This window comes from Jiella sp. M17.18 (assembly GCF_041027365.1).
GTDB lineage: Bacteria > Pseudomonadota > Alphaproteobacteria > Rhizobiales > Rhizobiaceae > VKMB-3413.
Window position 1 is genome coordinate 349,621 of sequence record NZ_JBFTEH010000001.1, and the last position, 16,135, is coordinate 365,755.

Annotated in this window: 11 protein-coding genes; all 11 read left to right on the top strand. The window is 68.5% G+C overall.

All coding sequences use genetic code 11. The features are described from left to right. The first annotated feature begins 199 nt into the window (after positions 1-199). Positions 200-2,782, top strand: a complete 2,583-nt coding sequence (gene glyS, locus AB5S17_RS01705; RefSeq protein ID WP_369235477.1) for a glycine--tRNA ligase subunit beta — start codon at positions 200-202, stop codon at positions 2,780-2,782. 380 nt (positions 2,783-3,162) lie between these two features. Continuing rightward, a complete protein-coding gene (locus AB5S17_RS01710; protein ID WP_369235480.1) occupies positions 3,163-4,701 on the top strand; it encodes a glycoside hydrolase family 25 protein in 1,539 nt (512 codons plus the stop codon). A 172-nt stretch (positions 4,702-4,873) separates the two neighbouring features. Further along, positions 4,874-5,854 (top strand): L-threonylcarbamoyladenylate synthase, encoded by a 981-nt coding sequence (locus tag AB5S17_RS01715; RefSeq protein ID WP_369235482.1) that lies wholly within the window; start codon positions 4,874-4,876, stop codon positions 5,852-5,854. A gap of 54 nt (positions 5,855-5,908) precedes the next feature. Then, positions 5,909-7,348, top strand: coding sequence for an FAD-binding oxidoreductase (locus AB5S17_RS01720; RefSeq protein WP_369235484.1), 1,440 nt, complete (start codon positions 5,909-5,911; stop codon positions 7,346-7,348). A gap of 174 nt (positions 7,349-7,522) precedes the next feature. Then, the gene (locus tag AB5S17_RS01725; protein WP_369235486.1) at positions 7,523-8,098 is read left to right on the top strand and encodes a DUF6101 family protein; all 576 of its coding nucleotides are present in this window, start codon (positions 7,523-7,525) and stop codon (positions 8,096-8,098) included. Between the two features lie 356 nt (positions 8,099-8,454). Continuing rightward, positions 8,455-9,708: a sarcosine oxidase subunit beta family protein gene (locus AB5S17_RS01730; protein ID WP_369235488.1), complete on the top strand. Its 1,254-nt coding sequence runs from the start codon at positions 8,455-8,457 to the stop codon at positions 9,706-9,708. Between the two features lie 21 nt (positions 9,709-9,729). Beyond that, a complete protein-coding gene (locus tag AB5S17_RS01735; RefSeq protein ID WP_369235490.1) occupies positions 9,730-10,026 on the top strand; it encodes a sarcosine oxidase subunit delta in 297 nt (98 codons plus the stop codon). A gap of 11 nt (positions 10,027-10,037) precedes the next feature. Beyond that, a complete protein-coding gene (locus AB5S17_RS01740; RefSeq protein ID WP_369235492.1) occupies positions 10,038-13,025 on the top strand; it encodes a sarcosine oxidase subunit alpha family protein in 2,988 nt (995 codons plus the stop codon). Continuing rightward, a complete protein-coding gene (locus AB5S17_RS01745; RefSeq protein WP_369235494.1) occupies positions 13,018-13,590 on the top strand; it encodes a sarcosine oxidase subunit gamma in 573 nt (190 codons plus the stop codon). Before AB5S17_RS01740 ends, AB5S17_RS01745 begins: the two co-directional genes overlap by 8 nt. Positions 13,591-13,680: 90 nt before the next feature. After that, positions 13,681-14,940, top strand: a complete 1,260-nt coding sequence (locus AB5S17_RS01750) for an SRPBCC family protein (protein WP_369235496.1) — start codon at positions 13,681-13,683, stop codon at positions 14,938-14,940. Positions 14,941-14,972: 32 nt separating this feature from the next. Beyond that, on the top strand, positions 14,973-16,085 hold the full coding sequence (locus AB5S17_RS01755; RefSeq protein WP_369235498.1) for a 2Fe-2S iron-sulfur cluster-binding protein: 1,113 nt from the start codon (positions 14,973-14,975) through the stop codon (positions 16,083-16,085). The last annotated feature ends 50 nt before the right edge of the window (positions 16,086-16,135 follow it).

Here is a 16,135-nt window from a genome sequence, read left to right on the forward strand (position 1 = left end):
GGACGGCCGATCCGTCGTCCCACCCCGGCCGTCGCGCCGACCCTTCCCGTGTGCGGGAGGGGGCGAGGAAATGCCGAGCCATGCCCGATCTGCTTCTCGAACTTCGCTCCGAGGAAATCCCGGCCTCGCCGCGCTCCCGCAGCGCCGCAGGCGCGAGGAAGTGCACCGGAAAAGGCGGCATGCGGATGGAGAGCCACTGATGCCCGACCTTCTGCTGGAACTGCGCTCCGAGGAAATCCCGGCCCGCATGCAGCGAAAGGCTGCGGGCGAGCTGAAGGCGCGCGTCACCGGCGCGCTGGTCGAGGCGGGGCTGACTTATGAGGGCGCGCGCGAATACTGGACGCCGCGGCGCCTGACACTCGACGTGCGCGGGGTCGACAAGCGCTCCAAGGACGTGGTCGAGGAGCGGAAGGGCCCGCGCACCGACGCGCCGCAAAAGGCGATCGAGGGCTTTCTGCGCGGGGCGGGCTTGTCTTCCATCGACGAGGCGAGCGTCCAGTCCGATCCGAAGAAGGGCGACTTCTACGTGGCGACGATCCGCAAGGCCGGCCGCCCGGCCGAGGAGATCGTCGCCGAGGTGATGCCCGGCATCATCCGCGACTTCCCCTGGCCGAAGTCGATGCGCTGGGGCCCGGCCTCGGCGAAGCCTGGATCCCTGCGCTGGGTGCGCCCGCTGCAGTCGATCCTGTGCACCTTCGGTCCGGAGACCGAGGAGCCGGTGGTCGTGGACTTTTCCGTCGACGGCATCGTGGCCGGCAACACGACCGTCGGTCACCGTTTCCATGCGCCCGGCGAGATCCGCGTGCGCCGCTTCGACGACTATGCCGCGAGCCTCGAAAAGGCCTTCGTCGTGCTCGACGCCGAGCGCCGCAAGGACATGATCCGCCACGACGCGGAGAACCTCGCCTTCGCCCGGGGCCTCGAAGTGGTGCCGGACGAGGGGCTGCTGGAGGAAGTCTCCGGTCTCGTCGAATGGCCGGTCGCGCTGATGGGCAGCTTCGACGAGGCATTCCTGCAGATCCCGCCCGAGGTGATCCAGCTCACCATCAAGGCCAACCAGAAGTGCTTCGTGACACGGCCGCAGGGGCAGGGCGGCCCGGTCGAGTCGTCCGCACGGCAGGCCGGATCGAGCGGGAAGGCCACGCTCTCCAACGACTTCATCCTCGTCTCGAACATTGCGGCCAGGGACGGCGGCGTCGAGATCGCCCGCGGCAATGGCAAGGTCGTGCGCGCGCGGCTGTCGGATGCTTTGTATTTCTGGGAGACCGACCAGGCCGACCTGCCGGACCTTGCGGGCCTCGAGGCTTCCGCCGACAAGTTCGGACTCGACCTGTCGAAGCCGCTCGACCAGCGCATGGCGAAGCTCGACGCGCTGGGCGTCACCTTCCACGCCAAGCTCGGCACGCAAGGCGAGCGGGTGCAGCGCATCGCGGCGCTGGCGGCGGAAATTTCCGGCACGCTTTATCCGGACGGCGCGGCGCTCGGCCGCGAACAGGTCTCCTCGGAGGCGCTGACGGCGCTGGTGAAGCGCGCTGCGGTGCTCGCCAAGGCCGACCTCACCACCGAGGCGGTCGGCGAATTCCCCGAGCTGCAGGGGCTGATGGGCCGCTACTACGCCGCGCTGCAGGGCGAGCACCCGTCGGTGCAGGCGGCGATCGAGGAGCACTACAAGCCGCTCGGGCCAACCGATTCCGTACCGAGCGATCCGGTCGCGGTCTGCGTCGCGCTCGCCGACAAGCTCGACATGCTCGTCGGCTTCTGGGCGATCGACGAGAAGCCGACGGGGTCGAAGGACCCGTACGCGCTGCGGCGCGCGGCGCTCGGCGTGATCCGGCTGGTGCTGGAGAACGAGCTCGTCCTGCCGCTAAGGGCGATCGCTTTCCTTGGCTTCGGAATGACGTTCACTGGTCTTTATTTCTCGGCGAAAGCCAAAGATGTCAAAGCGATCGAGAAATTAGCTGATCAGGCTGTCCCGGAGAATTTTGTTACCCAATGGGTGGAGCAATTCGAGGGAAGCATCAAGGCTGTCTCTGCCTTTGATGATGGCGGAATCCTGCAATTCCAGCCAGCGCTGTTTACCGACCATTTCGCTTCGCTCCTCGTCTTCTTCCACGACCGTTTGAAGGTGCAGCTTCGCGATGCGGGCGCCCGGCACGATCTCGTCGACGCCGTCCTCTCCAGCGGGCAGGGCGCCGACGCTGCGATCTCCCCCCCTGCGGGGGAGATGGGCGGCAGCCCAGAGGGGGGCGCGAAGAGCGCGACTTCTGCGGCGACGCCAGCGGCCGGGGCGCCCCCCTCTGCCTTGGCAGGCATCTCCCCCACAGGGGGGGAGATCGCCCGAACAGGACCCGCCTCGCGCAACGATGACCTTCTCGACGTCACCCGCCGTGTCGAGGCGCTGGGGGCGTTCCTCGCGACCGAGGACGGAACCAACCTTCTCGCCGGCACGCGCCGCGCCGCGAACATCCTTGCCGCCGAGGAGAAGAAGGGCACGCGCGTCGCCGCGGCGGTCGACCTAGACCTCCTTGCCGAGCATGAGGAGAAGGGGCTCGCGGGCGCGATCGACCGGGCCGAACTCGAGCTCGACGAGGCGTTGAAGATCGAGAACTACGCCCATGCCATGCGTGCGCTCGCGGAACTCCGGGCGCCGGTCGACGCCTTCTTCGAGAAGGTGCTGGTCAACGCCGAGGACGAGGCGGTGCGGGCCAACCGCCTGGCGCTCCTCGCCCGCATCCGGTCCGCGACCGAGCGGGTGGCGGACTTCTCCAAGATCGCCGGGTGAGGCGGGGCCTCCTGCGGCCTTTAAGTCAGTCGTTCGTGTCCGATTGTGGCGAAGCGGCGATCGTTAGCCAGCAAGGCTCGCCGCAGTGGCGCCGGGGGCGCATGCGCCGCGGCGCGCGGGCACTCCACCGGGCTTCGCCGGATTAACCATCCCGCAAGTCTTCGCTGGGAAATCTGTGCAAATCGCCTAAATATCGAAGCATCCGTTAAGAGACGGGTAAGAACAGCCTCGATTGAAATAATTCGTGATCGCGCCGCCCGGAACCTGCCAGATTGTGAGGCGACAGTGCCACACAAGCCGCTTGGGGGTATGGAGCTTCGGCTCTGGGGACAGCCCGGCAAAGACTGAGACTGCGAGCGACTTCGAGGGGATACATCCGAATGACGAAGCCGAGCACCGCTGCCGCGGTTGCGCTGAATCTTGCCTGCGCCCTCATCCTGTCGATTACGCTGGCGCATGCCGATCCGGCGAAGGCGAACTGGGACGAGCCGTGGAAGGCGAGCGACAAGGCTCTCGTCGTCGATGCCTATGAATTCAACCCGATCGACTGGGCGGCGCTCACCTCCGACAAGCGAATTGCCGGCTTCATCAACAAGGCCTCCGACGGCCTGCCGCCGGACTGGAAGTGCAGCGGCGATTCCAGCAGCGAAGACTATAAGCTCTGCAAGAACCGCTGGTGGAAATACACGGTCACCAAGGAACTGTACCAGACCCGCCGGCAGATGGCGAAGATGAAGGGGCTGCTCTGGGGTGCCTATCACCTCGGCCGGCCCGGCAATCCGCGCGAACAGGCCGACCACTTCGTCGACTTCGCCGACCCGCAGCCGGACGACCTCCTGGCCCTCGACATCGAGGATCGCGGCGACGAGTGGATGAGCCTGTCGGACGCGGAGATCTTCGCCAACCAGGTGAAGATCCGCACCGGCCGCTATCCCGTCCTCTACACCAACGGCTCCACCGCCAAATACATCTCCGAGCACAAGGCGGACCTGCCGCTCCTGTCGCGCCTGCCGATCTGGTACGCCCGCTATCGCGACGACATCACCGACAAGTTCCCGACCGACACCTGGCCGACCTATGCGCTGTGGCAGTTCTCCTCGATGCACAACTGCACCGACCGCTCCTGCCCGTACCGGGTGAAGGGCGCCAAGAACGACATCGACGTCAACGTCTCGACCTACAACGTCGCTGACCTGCGCAAGGCCTGGCCCTTCGACAAGCTGATCGACGCGAAGCCGGACGAGACCGATCCGGCGGCCCTGGTCGCATCCGTCGCCGCCTCGACCAAGACCGACGTTGCAAAGGCGGCGACGGTCGAGGTCGCCAGGGCGGAGACCGCCGGCAAGCCGGCCGCGGCGAATGCGGCTGGCGAGCCGATGCTCGCGGCCTATGGTCCGGCCGAGCATCATCCGACGCTCGATCCCCTGAAGATGCTGACCGGCCTTGCCCGCGAAGAGCATGACGGGGCCGTCCCGTCCGCCGCTGAGGCGCAGGCGGGCCACGCGCTCCGGACAGCCGCCTCGGCCTCGCCGGCCAAGCCGGTGCCGTCGACCCTGTCGGGCGAGGCGGTCCGTTCGGTGCAGGCCCATGTCGGCGATCTCAGCCAGGCGATCTCGGTGGCAGCCCGTGACCTCGACCGCATGCTCGCCAACCGGACCGAAGCGGCGACACGCGCCAAGCGCGAGGCGGACCGCAAGGCCGAGCAGCGCTCGCGGATCCTGAAGGTGATCGCTGCCGCCGAGGCGGAGAAGGAAGCGAATGCCTTGCCGATGCCGGCGCGGGTGCTGTCGCAGCTCGGCACCCACACCTCCGAGCGCGGGCCGCGGGTGATCTCCGACGGCAACGACGACCAGTCGCAGTTCGCGGCTCTGGACCGGAACTCCCGCCGCATCGCCGGCGCCTTCGCCGCCACCCGCTGACGGCGACGAACCGGCTGGCGCGGTGATCGCTGCGCCGGCGCGGACCGCCTCCGCGGCGGCGGCCGCAGACCCCTCGAAGGGCGGCTCCGGCGCTCCCGCCGCCGTGACGGTGGTGGTGAAAGACCGATCGACGGGCTTTTCATCCGCCCCGGCTTCTGCGATCGGTCCTGCCGTGGAAACCGAGACCCTTTCCCTTGCCGATCCCGCCGCGGAAGCGCGGGCCCTCGCGTTGCTCGCCGCCGGGGAACTCGTCGCGCTGCCGACCGAGACCGTCTACGGCTTGGCCGCGGACGCCACGAACGGCGCGGCGGTGGCGAAGATCTTCGCCGCCAAGGGGCGGCCGAGCTTCAACCCGCTGATCTGCCACGTGCCGGGCCTTGCGATGGCGCGCGACCTGGCGCTGGTCGGCGCGGTCGCAGAGACGCTGGCGGGGGCGTTCTGGCCAGGCCCGCTGACGATCGTCATGCCGCTGAAGCCGGGTTCGGCGGTGCATCCGCTCTGCACTGCCGGTCTTCCCACCGTGGCGCTGCGCTGTCCGCGCGGCGTCGTCGCACGATTGGCCGAAGCACTGGGGCGCCCGATCGCCGCGCCGAGCGCCAATCCCTCCGGCCGGGTCAGCGCGACGACGGCCGACCATGTGCGTCAGGGCCTTGGCGGGCGGGTGCCGCTGATCCTCGACGGCGGCCCGTGCCCGGTGGGAGTCGAATCGACGATCGTCCTGCCGCAGGACGACCATCTCGTCCTGCTGCGCCCGGGCCGCATCGATCGCGCCGCGCTCACCGAGGCGACCGGCCTGCCCGTCAGAAGCCGCGGGGAGGGGGACGCAGTCACCGCGCCGGGGCAGCTCGCCTCGCACTATGCGCCGGCCGGCCGCGTGCGGCTCGACGCGGCCCGAATCGAGCCGGGGGAACACGTCATCGCCTTCGGTCCGCAGCCGTCGGCAGGGATCGAGCAGGCAGCCGCCGTCGTCAATCTCAGCCCCCGCGGCGACCTGATCGAGGCGGCGGCGAACCTCTTCGCGGCGCTCGCGGCATTCGATTCGCCGGACATCGCCCGCATTGCGGTGGCGCCGATTCCGCGCGAGGGGCTGGGCGAGGCGATCAATGACAGGTTGCAGCGCGCGGCGGCACCACGCACGGTGACGTTACGTTAATTTTTCCCTAACGGCCGCTCGACTGCGGGCAGGCAGTTCGTATACTCCAGCGCGATGAGCGAACATCCAGGCAAACCTCCGCTTGCGCCCGACCTGATCGAGCGCTTCGCCGCGATCGTCGGGCCCCGCAACGCGCTGACCGATCCGGGCCTCATCGAGGCCTATCTGCAGGAGCCGCGGGACCTGTTCCCCGGCCATGCGACGCTGGTGCTGCGACCGGGCAGCGTCGGAGAAGTGTCCGACATCCTGAAGCTCGCGAGCGAGACGCGCACGCCGATCGTGCCGCAGGGGGGCAATACCGGTCTCGTCGGCGGCCAGTCCACCCGCTCGCCGGGCGAGGTGCTCGTCAACCTTTCGCGCCTCGACCGGGTGCGCGACGTCGATCCGCTCGGGCGCACGATGACGCTGGAGGCCGGCGTCGTTCTGGAGAAGGCGCAGGCCGTGGCGGAGGAGGCGGGCCTGTTCTTCCCGCTGTCGCTGGGATCTCAGGGCTCCTGCCAGGTCGGCGGCAATCTCGCCTCCAATGCCGGCGGCACCGGCGTCCTCGCCTATGGCAACACGCGCGAACTCTGCCTCGGGATCGAGGCGGTGCTCGCCTCCGGCGAGGTCTTCCACGGCCTCAGGCGCCTGAAGAAGGACAACCGCGGCTACGACCTGCGCGACCTCCTCGTCGGCTCGGAGGGAACGCTCGGGATCATCACCGCCGCGGTGCTGAAGCTCTTCCCCAAGCCGGCCGGGCGCGAGGTCGCCTATGTCGGCCTCGGCTCGCCGCGCGCCGCGCTGGACCTGTTGAAGCGGGCGGAGCGCCAGGCGGGCGGGCAGCTCACGGCGTTCGAGCTGATGCCGCGCATCGGCATGGAGTTCACCATCCGCCATACGCAAGGCGCGCGCGACCCGCTGGACGCGCCGCATCGTTGGTACGTGCTGATCGAGATCTCCTCCAACCGCTCGGCCGCAGATGCCCGCGACACGCTGGAGGCGATCCTGGCCGAGGCGTTCGAGGCGGGCACGGTCGAGGACGCGGCGGTCGCCCAGTCGCTGACGGACGCGGCGACCTTCTGGAAGATGCGCGAGGAGATGAGCTGGGCGCAGAAGCCGGAAGGCGGCTCGATCAAGCACGACGTCGCCGTCCCGGTGGCGCGCGTCGCGGACTTTCTGGAAGCCGCCGACAGGGCGGTGCTGGAGGCGATGCCCGGCGCGCGGATCGTCGCCTTCGGGCATCTCGGCGACGGCAACATCCACTACAACATCTCGCAGCCGGTCGGCGCGGACAAGGCCGCCTTCCTCTCCCGCTGGAAGGAGATGAACCGCATCGTCCACGCCATCGTCGCCGAGATGGACGGGACGTTCTCCGCCGAGCACGGCATCGGCCTGTTGAAGCGGGACGAACTCGCCGAGACCAAGCAGGGCGTCGAGATCAAGCTGATGCGGGGCGTCAAGCGGCTGTTCGATCCTTACGACATCCTAAACCCCGGCAAGCTCGTTCAGATTTGATTCAAGTTTTGATTCCGATAACCTTCATTCGGGTCATGAACACTTAACTGACTTTCTTAGGCGGAGCGCAAGAGGACGATTGTAAGGTCTCTACATCAAAGGCCGGGACACATCGGCCGACAGGGACACGAAGCCGCAACGACGGCTCTCAGGAGAGGCAGAAGGCGTCAGCTTATGAGCATCGCTCCGAACACTGAAACGATCCGTCCGCTGTGGGCCAACGCGCCCATCCGCGTCGACCCCGCCGAGGCCGATCGCCGGCAGACGATCGAGATGATCGAGGCGGGCGAGTCGGTCACCTACTGGGTCGACCGCCGCGGCGCCGTCATCCGCCGGCGCCTCACCCAGAGCGGGCTGCCGATCTCGATCGCGCTGCCGGCCAACGCGTTCCGCGGCGTCGCCGCCCGGGCGATGGACGACGGCGAGGGCGAGGTCACGGTGACGCTCGAACTCTACCACGACGATCCGAACTGCACCGTGCCGCTGCTCGTCGCCAGCGACCTCTACGATGTCGCCGCCGACTGGCGCGGCTGGGCCGACCTCTTCGGCCTGCCGATGCTGATGGTCGAGTCGGACGGCTCGATCTGCACGCTCGAGGAGACGCTGGGTGGCGTCAAGGCCGCCATGCCGGCGCCGCGGCGCCAGGCGCCGAACCGCCAGCGTCGCCCGCGCTTCCTCGCCCGCCGCAAGCCGGGCGGCCTCGGCATGCGGATGATCGTGAGCGGCCAGGAGATCATCGCCCGCCACTGAGCAAGGCAGAACGTCATCCTCGGGTCCGTCGGCTGCCCGGCCGGCGGACCCTTCGCGTTCAAGAGGTGGCGTCACGCTTGCCCGGGATGTTCTGCGCCAGCCGTTTGCGCCTGCTGCGACACGCTTTGACGCGGTAGCGTGGCCCACAAACCGGCGGACGCCCGCCCGGGGCGGGGCCAGCGGCCACTCGCTAACCCTTTGGTCGGCTGCCGGTTTTTCTCGCATCTGCACGTCCTGTTAGCAGCTGCAAAAAATCGGCAGAAATGTCTTGTTTGCGAAGTGGGTCGTCGCTTTAGAGCAAGTCCAGAAAACGGCGATCTGCGAATTCTCCGCCAGCGTCATCGAAGGCGGTCACCATGCGTCGTTTCTCTCTCGCAAGCCTCCTCAAGGAAGCCGCTTCCGGCCATCAGGGCTGGGAGCGCCAGTGGCGCAACCCCGAGCCGAAGAAGGCCTACGACGTCATCATCGTCGGCGGCGGCGGCCATGGCCTCGCGACCGCCTACTATCTCGCCTCGGTCCACGGCGTCACCAATGTCGCGGTGATCGAGAAGGGCTGGATCGGCGGCGGCAACACCGGCCGCAACACGACGATCGTGCGCTCGAACTACCTCTTCGACGAATCGGCCGGGCTCTACGAGCACGCGATGAAGCTCTGGGAGGGCCTCTCCCAGGAACTGAACTACAACGTGATGTTCTCGCAGCGCGGCGTGCTGATGCTCGCGCACAATCATCACGACGTCATCTCCTTTAAGCGCCACGTCTACGCCAACCGGCTGAACGGCATCGACAACGAGTGGCTGACGCCGGAAGAGTGCAAGGAATTCTGCCCGCCGCTGACGCTTGACCCCTCGATCCGCTACCCCGTCTGGGGCGGTGCGTTGCAGCGGCGCGGCGGCACGGCGCGCCACGACGCCGTCGCCTGGGGCTATGCCCGCGGCGCCGACGCGCGCGGCGTCGACATCATCCAGAACTGCGAGGTGACGGGGCTGCGCCGCCATGCCGACGGCTCGGTCTGCGGCGTCGAGACGAGCCGCGGCTTCATCGGCGCGAACCGCGTCGGCGTCGTCGCGGCCGGCCACACCAGCGTCGTGATGGACCGCTTCGGCCTGCGCATGCCGCTCGAGAGCTTCCCGCTGCAGGCGCTGGTCTCCGAGCCGGTGAAGCCGGTCTTCCCCTGCGTCGTCATGTCGAATGCCGTCCACGCCTACATCTCGCAGTCGGACAAGGGCGAACTCGTCATCGGCGCCGGCACCGACCAGTACGTCTCCTATTCGCAGCAGGGCGGCATCCAGATCGTCAACCACACGCTGGACGCCATCTGCGAGCTCTTCCCGCAGTTCACCCGCATGCGCATGCTGCGCTCCTGGGGCGGCATCGTCGACGTGACGCCGGACCGCTCGCCGATCATCGGCAAGACGCCGATTCCCGGCCTCTTCGTCAATTGCGGCTGGGGCACCGGCGGCTTCAAGGCGACGCCCGGCTCCGGCCACGTCTTCGCCCATACGCTCGCGACCGGCGAGCCGCACGAGATCAACGCGCCGTTCAGCCTCGACCGGTTCCGGACCGGCAACCTGATCGACGAAGCCGCCGCCGCCGCGGTCGCACACTGACCTTCTTCGGAGTGTAAGACGATGCTCCTGATCCGCTGCCCCTATTGCGGGGACCGTCCCGAAGTCGAGTTCCACTGCGGCGGCGAGGCGCATATCGCGCGGCCGGGCGCGCCGGCCGAGATGGACGACAAGGCCTGGGCCGAGTTCCTCTACTACCGCACCAATCCGAAGGGCATCCAGGCCGAGCGCTGGCTGCACGGCCATGGCTGCGGCCGCTGGTTCAACGTCCGGCGCGACACGATCACGGACCGGATCGAGGCGACCTACGAGATGGGCACGCCCGCGCCTGAAGCCTCCAGCGAAACCACCAGCGTCTGAGCGAGCCGACGATGAGCCAGCAGCCTTTCCGCCTCGCCACCGGCGGCCGCATCGACCGCTCCAAGCCGCTGACGGTGACGTTCAACGGCAAGACGCTCCGCGGCTATCGCGGCGACACGATCGCCTCGATGCTGCTCGCCTCCGGCTCGCATCTCGCCGGCCGCTCGTTCAAGTACCACCGGCCGCGCGGCATCCTCTCCCACGGCTCCGACGAGCCGAGCGCTCTGCTCTCGGTCGACTGGCGCGCCGACCGCGGCCCCGGCTATCGCGACCCGAACAACCGCGCGCCGGTCGTCGAGGCGCGCGACGGGCTGGTGGCGACGACGCAGAACCACTGGCCGTCGCTGGAATTCGACGTCGGGCAGGTGAACGACCTCCTGTCGCCGGTCTTCGTCGCCGGTTTCTACTACAAGACCTTCATGTGGCCGCGGAAGTTCTGGGACCGCGTCTACGAGCCCTTCATCCGCCGCGCCGCCGGTCTCGGCGAGGCGCCAGAGGTCGCCGATGCGAACCGCTACGCCAACCGCCATGCCCATTGCGACGTGCTGGTCGCCGGCGCCGGCCCGGCGGGCCTCTCGGCGGCGCTCGCGGCGTCGGAAGACGGCACGAAGCGCGTCATCCTCGCCGACGAGGGCTTCGAACTCGGCGGCGCGCTCCTCAACGACGTGACGTCGACGATCGACGGCAAGCCGGCCATGGCCTGGGTCGCGGAGGCGGTGGCGACGCTCGATGCCCGCGAGAACGTTGTCGTCCTGCCGCGCACGACGGTCTTCGGCTACTACAACCACAACCACGTCGCCATGGTGGAGCGGGTCTCCGACCACCGCGACGACGCCTCGGACCAGCTCGCCCGCGAGCGGCTGTGGCAGGTGCGCGCCGGCCGCGTCGTGCTCGCGACCGGCAGCCACGAGCGCCTGCTGGTCTTCGCCAACAACGACCGGCCGGGCATCATGCTGGCCGAAAGCGTGCGCGCCTTCATCAATCGCTATGCGGTGACGCCCGGCAAGAAGATCGTCTTCGCCACCAACGGCGCCTCCGCCTACTCCGCCGCGCTCGACGCCAGGCGGGTCGGCATGGACGTCACGCTGGTTGACATCCGGCTGGAGGAGGACTGCGGTCCGGAACTCGCCGAGGTGCGGGGGCAGGGGATCCCGGTCTTCACCGGCCACACGGTCATCAAGGCGCTCGGCTCCGACCGCGTGGAGGGCCTCGTCGTCGCGCCGATCGGCCGCGACGGACGGATCGGCGCCAAGACGACGCTCGCCTGCGACTGCGTCGGCATGTCCGGCGGCTGGACGCCGGCGGTCCATCTCTTCTCGCAGTCGCGCGGCAAGCTGACCTTCGACGCCGGCCTCGACGCCTTCGTGCCCGGCCGCTCCGCCCAGGCCGAGAGCTCGGCCGGCGGCTGCCGCGGCGTCTACGACCTTGCCGCGGTCATCGCCGACGGGGCGAAGGCCGGCGGCGGCGAGGCGGCGGTCGATGCGACGGCCTCGCGCATCGGATTCCAGCCGGTCCGGGTGCTGCCGACGGACGCCGACCCGAAGAAGGTTCGCGCCTTCGTCGACTTCCAGAACGACGTCACCGCCAAGGACATCCGCCTCGCGGTGAAGGAAGGCTTCGAGTCGATCGAGCACGTCAAGCGCTACACCACGACCGGCATGGCGACCGACCAGGGCAAGACGTCGAACATGAACGCCCTCGGTCTCGTCGCGGGCCTGCTCGACCGCGAGATCCCGGCGGTCGGCACCACCACCTTCCGGCCGCCCTATACGCCGGTGACCTTCGGCGCGCTCGTCGGCCCGGCACGCGGCGAGCTGTTCGATCCGGTGCGCAAGGCGCCGATAGACGCCTGGGCCGAGGCGAACGGGGCGACGTTCGAACCGGTCGGCCAGTGGCGCCGCGCCTGGTACTTCCCGAAGGCGGGCGAGGACATGCACGCCGCCGTCGCACGGGAATGCAAGGCGGTGCGCCGCGACGTCGGCATCTTCGACGCCTCGACGCTCGGCAAGATCGAGGTCGTCGGCCCGGACGCCGCCGAGTTCATGAACCGCATCTACACCAACGCCTGGAGCAAGCTGAAGGTCGGCGGCTGCCGCTACGGCCTGATGCTCAGGGAAGACGGCTTCGTCTATGACGACGGCGTCGTCGCGCGCCTCGCCGAGGACCGCTTCCACGTCACCACCACGACCGGCGGCGCGCCTCGGGTCATGCGCCACATGGAGGACTACCTCCAGACCGAGTGGCCGGACCTCGACGTGTTTCTCACCTCGATCACCGAGCAGTATGCGGTGATCGCGCTGCAGGGGCCGAAGGCGCGCGAGGTTCTGGAGCCTTTCGTCTCCGACATCGACCTGTCGGAAGCGGCGTTCCCGCATATGAGCGTGCGCACCGGCTATGTCTGCGGCGTGCCGACGCGGCTGTTCCGGGTGTCGTTTACCGGCGAGCTCGGCTTCGAGATCAACGTCCCGGCGGACTACGGCGAGGCGGTCTGGAAGGCGCTGTACGAGCGCGGCCAGGCGTTCGGCATCACGCCCTACGGCACCGAGACGATGCACGTCCTGCGCGCCGAGATGGGCTTCATCATCGTCGGCCAGGAGACGGACGGAACGGCGACGCCGGACGATGTCGGCCTCTCCGGCCTCGTCTCGAAGGTCAAGCCGGACTTCGTCGGCAAGCGCTCGCTCGCCCGGCCGGACATGGTCGCGCCCGGCCGCAAGCAGCTGGTCGGCCTCCTGACCAAGAACCCGGACGAAGTGTTGGACGAGGGCGCGCAGGTGGTGGAGACGCCGGACCAGCCGGTGCCGATGGCGATGATCGGCCACGTCACCTCCAGCTACCGCTCGGCCAATTGCGGCCGCTCGATCGCCATGGCGATGGTCGCCAACGGCCGCGCCCGCATGGGCGAGATCCTCTACGTCACGACGCCGACGGGCTTCACCGAGGCGGTGGTCGCCTCGTCCGTCTTCCTGCAGCCGGAAGGAGCGAAAGCCGATGCTTGAGGTCAATCTCGCCCGCCGCACGACCGTCGTCGCGCCGAGGCCCGAGGCCGCCACGGGGCCAGTGACCATCGCGCCGCTGCCGCCGGAGGGGCGCCTGTCGTTCCGGGCCAAGGCGAAGGCGCTGGACGGCCGGTCCGAGGTCGCAGGCTTCCCCCTGTCCGGGGCGATCAACACGGTCGTCGAGGCTGACGGCAAAGTGGCGCTCCGCCTCGGCCCCGACGAATGGCTCCTGCGCTGCCCGGAAGGCGACTGCGAGGACCATGTCGAGGCGATCGGCGCGGCGATGGAGGGCAAGCCCTTCTCGCTGGTCGACGTGTCGCATCGCAACGTCGCCTTATCCGCCGAGGGCGCGGACGCCGCGCTGGTCCTCAATGCCGGCTGCCCGCTCGACCTGTCGGATGCGCGATTCCCCGTCGGCACCGCGACCCGCACGCTCATGGGCAAGGCGGAAGCCGTCATCGCCCGCATCGGACCGGCGAGCTGGCGCGTCGAATGCTGGCGCTCCTTCGGGCCTTACGTCCATGCCTTCCTGATCGACGCCACAAAGGATCTCGGCCGGGCCTGAGGGCCGGGTCCGGCAGCAGCATCCCTTAGCGAATTCACCCTCGGCGCGGCCGGCGCTCCTCGAACCCCATCCGGCCTTGTGAGGTGCATCATGATCGATCTCGTCTCGCAGCTGACCCACCGCAGGAAGGGCTATACGCTCGAAGCGCCGTTCTACACCGACCCCGAGATCTTCGCGGCGGACATGGAGGTGATCTTCGGCCGGCACTGGCTGTTCGTCGGCGTCGAGCCGGACGTGCCGGAGCCGGGCGACGTCATGGTCGTCGACATCGGCAAGACCTCGGTCGCGGTGGTGCGCGACGACGACGGCGAGGTCCGCGCCTTCCACAATGTCTGCCGGCATCGCGGCGCGCGCCTCGTCCACGAGGAGAAGACCACCGTCGGCAACCTCGTCTGCCGCTACCATTCCTGGGTCTATGACACGACCGGGCAGCTCATCCACGCCGAGCATATGGGCGAGGACTTCGACCGCTCCTGCCATGGCCTGAAGCCGGTGCACATCCGCTCGCTCGAGGGGCTGCTCTTCGTCTGCCTCGCAGAGAACCCGCCGAAGGACTTCGACGAGCTCGAGCGCGTCATGTCGCCCTATCTGAAGCCGCATAACCTGCGCGAGACCAAGGTCGCGTACCAGCACGACCTGATCGAGCCGGGCAACTGGAAGCTGACGATGGAGAACAATCGCGAGTGCTATCACTGCAGCGCGAACCATCCCGAGCTGACCATCCCGCTCTTCGCCTACGGCTTCGGCTTCTCGCCGGAGGAACTCGGCGAGGAGGAGCGCGAGCACGCGGCGCAATACGCCTGCATGCTGAAGGACAATCATGCGGGCTGGGAGGCCGCCGGTCTGCCGTCCCGCGAGGTCGACCGGCTGGACGACATGGTGACCGGCTTCCGCACCGAGCGCCTGCCGCTCGCCGGCGCCGGCGAGAGCCACACGCTCGACACCAAGCGGGCCTGCAAGAAGCTGATGGGCGATCTCACCAACGCCAAGGCCGGCGCGCTGCACTTCTGGACGCAGCCGAACTCGTGGCACCACTTCATGGGCGACCACGCCGTGGTCTTCTCGGTGCTGCCGCTCGACGCCGAGCATTCGCTGCTGCGCACCAAGTGGCTAGTCCACAAGGATGCGGTTGAGGGCGTCGACTACGACCTCGACAACCTCATCGGCGTCTGGATGGCGACCAACCAGCAGGACAGCGACCTCGTCGGCTACTGCCAGGACGGCGCCCGGATGGCCGGATACCAGCCCGGCCCGTACTCGCCGCACACCGAGATGCTCGTCGAGAAGTTCGTCAACTGGTATGTCGGCCGGATGCTGTCGCATCTCGCCGAGACGCGGGCCGTGGCCTGACGACGGGCGATCGAAGACGAAGGACGGCAGACATGGACTTCCCCGAACCCAATCCGACCACCGGCCCGGTGCCCACCGGCTATTTCCGCTGGGAGCCGGAGGAGGACGACGTCCTGATCTGCCGCGGCGTGCGCGAGGAGACGCACGACGTGAAGACCTTCATCTTCGCCCCGCGCTTCAAGCGGCAGTTCGAATTCGTCTCCGGCCAGTTCATGACCTTCGAGTTCGAGATCGACGGCGAGATCATCCACCGCTGCTACACGATCTCTTCGCCGCCCACCCGGCCGGACACGATCTCGATCACCGTGAAGCGCGTGCCGGGCGGGCCGGTCTCCAACTATCTGCACGACAGCTTCCAGCCGGGCATGATGCTGAGGGCGACCGTGCCGATGGGCGAGTTCTCCTGGTCCGGCATGCAGGCGCGCAAGTACCTGTTCCTGTCCGGCGGCTCCGGCATCACGCCGATGATGTCGATGACCCGCTCGTCCTATGACCTGGCGCTGATCTCCGACATCGCCTTCGTGCACGCCGCCCGCTCGCCGGCCGACATCATCTTCCGCGACGAGCTGGAATACATGGCGCGGCGCAACCGCTCGATCCGGCCGACCTTCCTGGTCGAGCACGACGCGCCGCACCATTTCTGGACCGGCTATCGCGGCCGCATCAACCGGCCGCTGCTCGAGGCCGTCTGCCCCGACTTCAAGGAACGCGTCGTCTTCGTCTGCGGCCCCAAGCCCTTCATGACGGGCGTGCGCGAGACGCTCCGCGAGGCGGGCTTCGACATGACGCTCTACCATCAGGAGAGCTTCGACTTCGGCGACTTCACCGACGAGACGCAGGAGCAGATTACCGAGGCGACCGAGGTGATCGACTCCGGCGTGAAGGTCTACCAGCTGGAGTTCACCAAGACCAAGCGCACGATCGAATGCCCCGAGGGCATGACGGTCCTCGAAGCCGCCCGCCGCGCCGGAATGCGCCTGCCGTCCTCCTGCTCCAAGGGCCTGTGCGGGACCTGCAAGTCGAAGGTCACCAGCGGCAAGGTCGAGATGAAGCACGGTGGCGGCATCCGCCAACGCGAGATCGACGCGGGGCTCGCGCTGCTGTGCTGCTCGCGGCCGTCGACGGATCTGGTGATCGAGCGGTGATCACGGCGCCTTGGCTGAGCGTGACGGCAGGGGACGCGCGCCCTTTCTTC

Excerpts from the sequence above, each read along its gene's own strand:
- glyS (WP_369235477.1), top strand. The coding sequence starts at position 200 with ATGCCCGACCTTCTGCTGGAACTGCGCTCCGAGGAAATCCCGGCCCGC.
- AB5S17_RS01710 (WP_369235480.1), top strand. The coding sequence starts at position 3,163 with ATGACGAAGCCGAGCACCGCTGCCGCGGTTGCGCTGAATCTTGCCTGC.
- AB5S17_RS01720 (WP_369235484.1), top strand. The coding sequence starts at position 5,909 with ATGAGCGAACATCCAGGCAAACCTCCGCTTGCGCCCGACCTGATCGAG.
- AB5S17_RS01725 (WP_369235486.1), top strand. The coding sequence starts at position 7,523 with ATGAGCATCGCTCCGAACACTGAAACGATCCGTCCGCTGTGGGCCAAC.
- AB5S17_RS01730 (WP_369235488.1), top strand. The coding sequence starts at position 8,455 with ATGCGTCGTTTCTCTCTCGCAAGCCTCCTCAAGGAAGCCGCTTCCGGC.
- AB5S17_RS01735 (WP_369235490.1), top strand. The coding sequence starts at position 9,730 with ATGCTCCTGATCCGCTGCCCCTATTGCGGGGACCGTCCCGAAGTCGAG.
- AB5S17_RS01740 (WP_369235492.1), top strand. The coding sequence starts at position 10,038 with ATGAGCCAGCAGCCTTTCCGCCTCGCCACCGGCGGCCGCATCGACCGC.
- AB5S17_RS01745 (WP_369235494.1), top strand. The coding sequence starts at position 13,018 with ATGCTTGAGGTCAATCTCGCCCGCCGCACGACCGTCGTCGCGCCGAGG.
- AB5S17_RS01750 (WP_369235496.1), top strand. The coding sequence starts at position 13,681 with ATGATCGATCTCGTCTCGCAGCTGACCCACCGCAGGAAGGGCTATACG.
- AB5S17_RS01755 (WP_369235498.1), top strand. The coding sequence starts at position 14,973 with ATGGACTTCCCCGAACCCAATCCGACCACCGGCCCGGTGCCCACCGGC.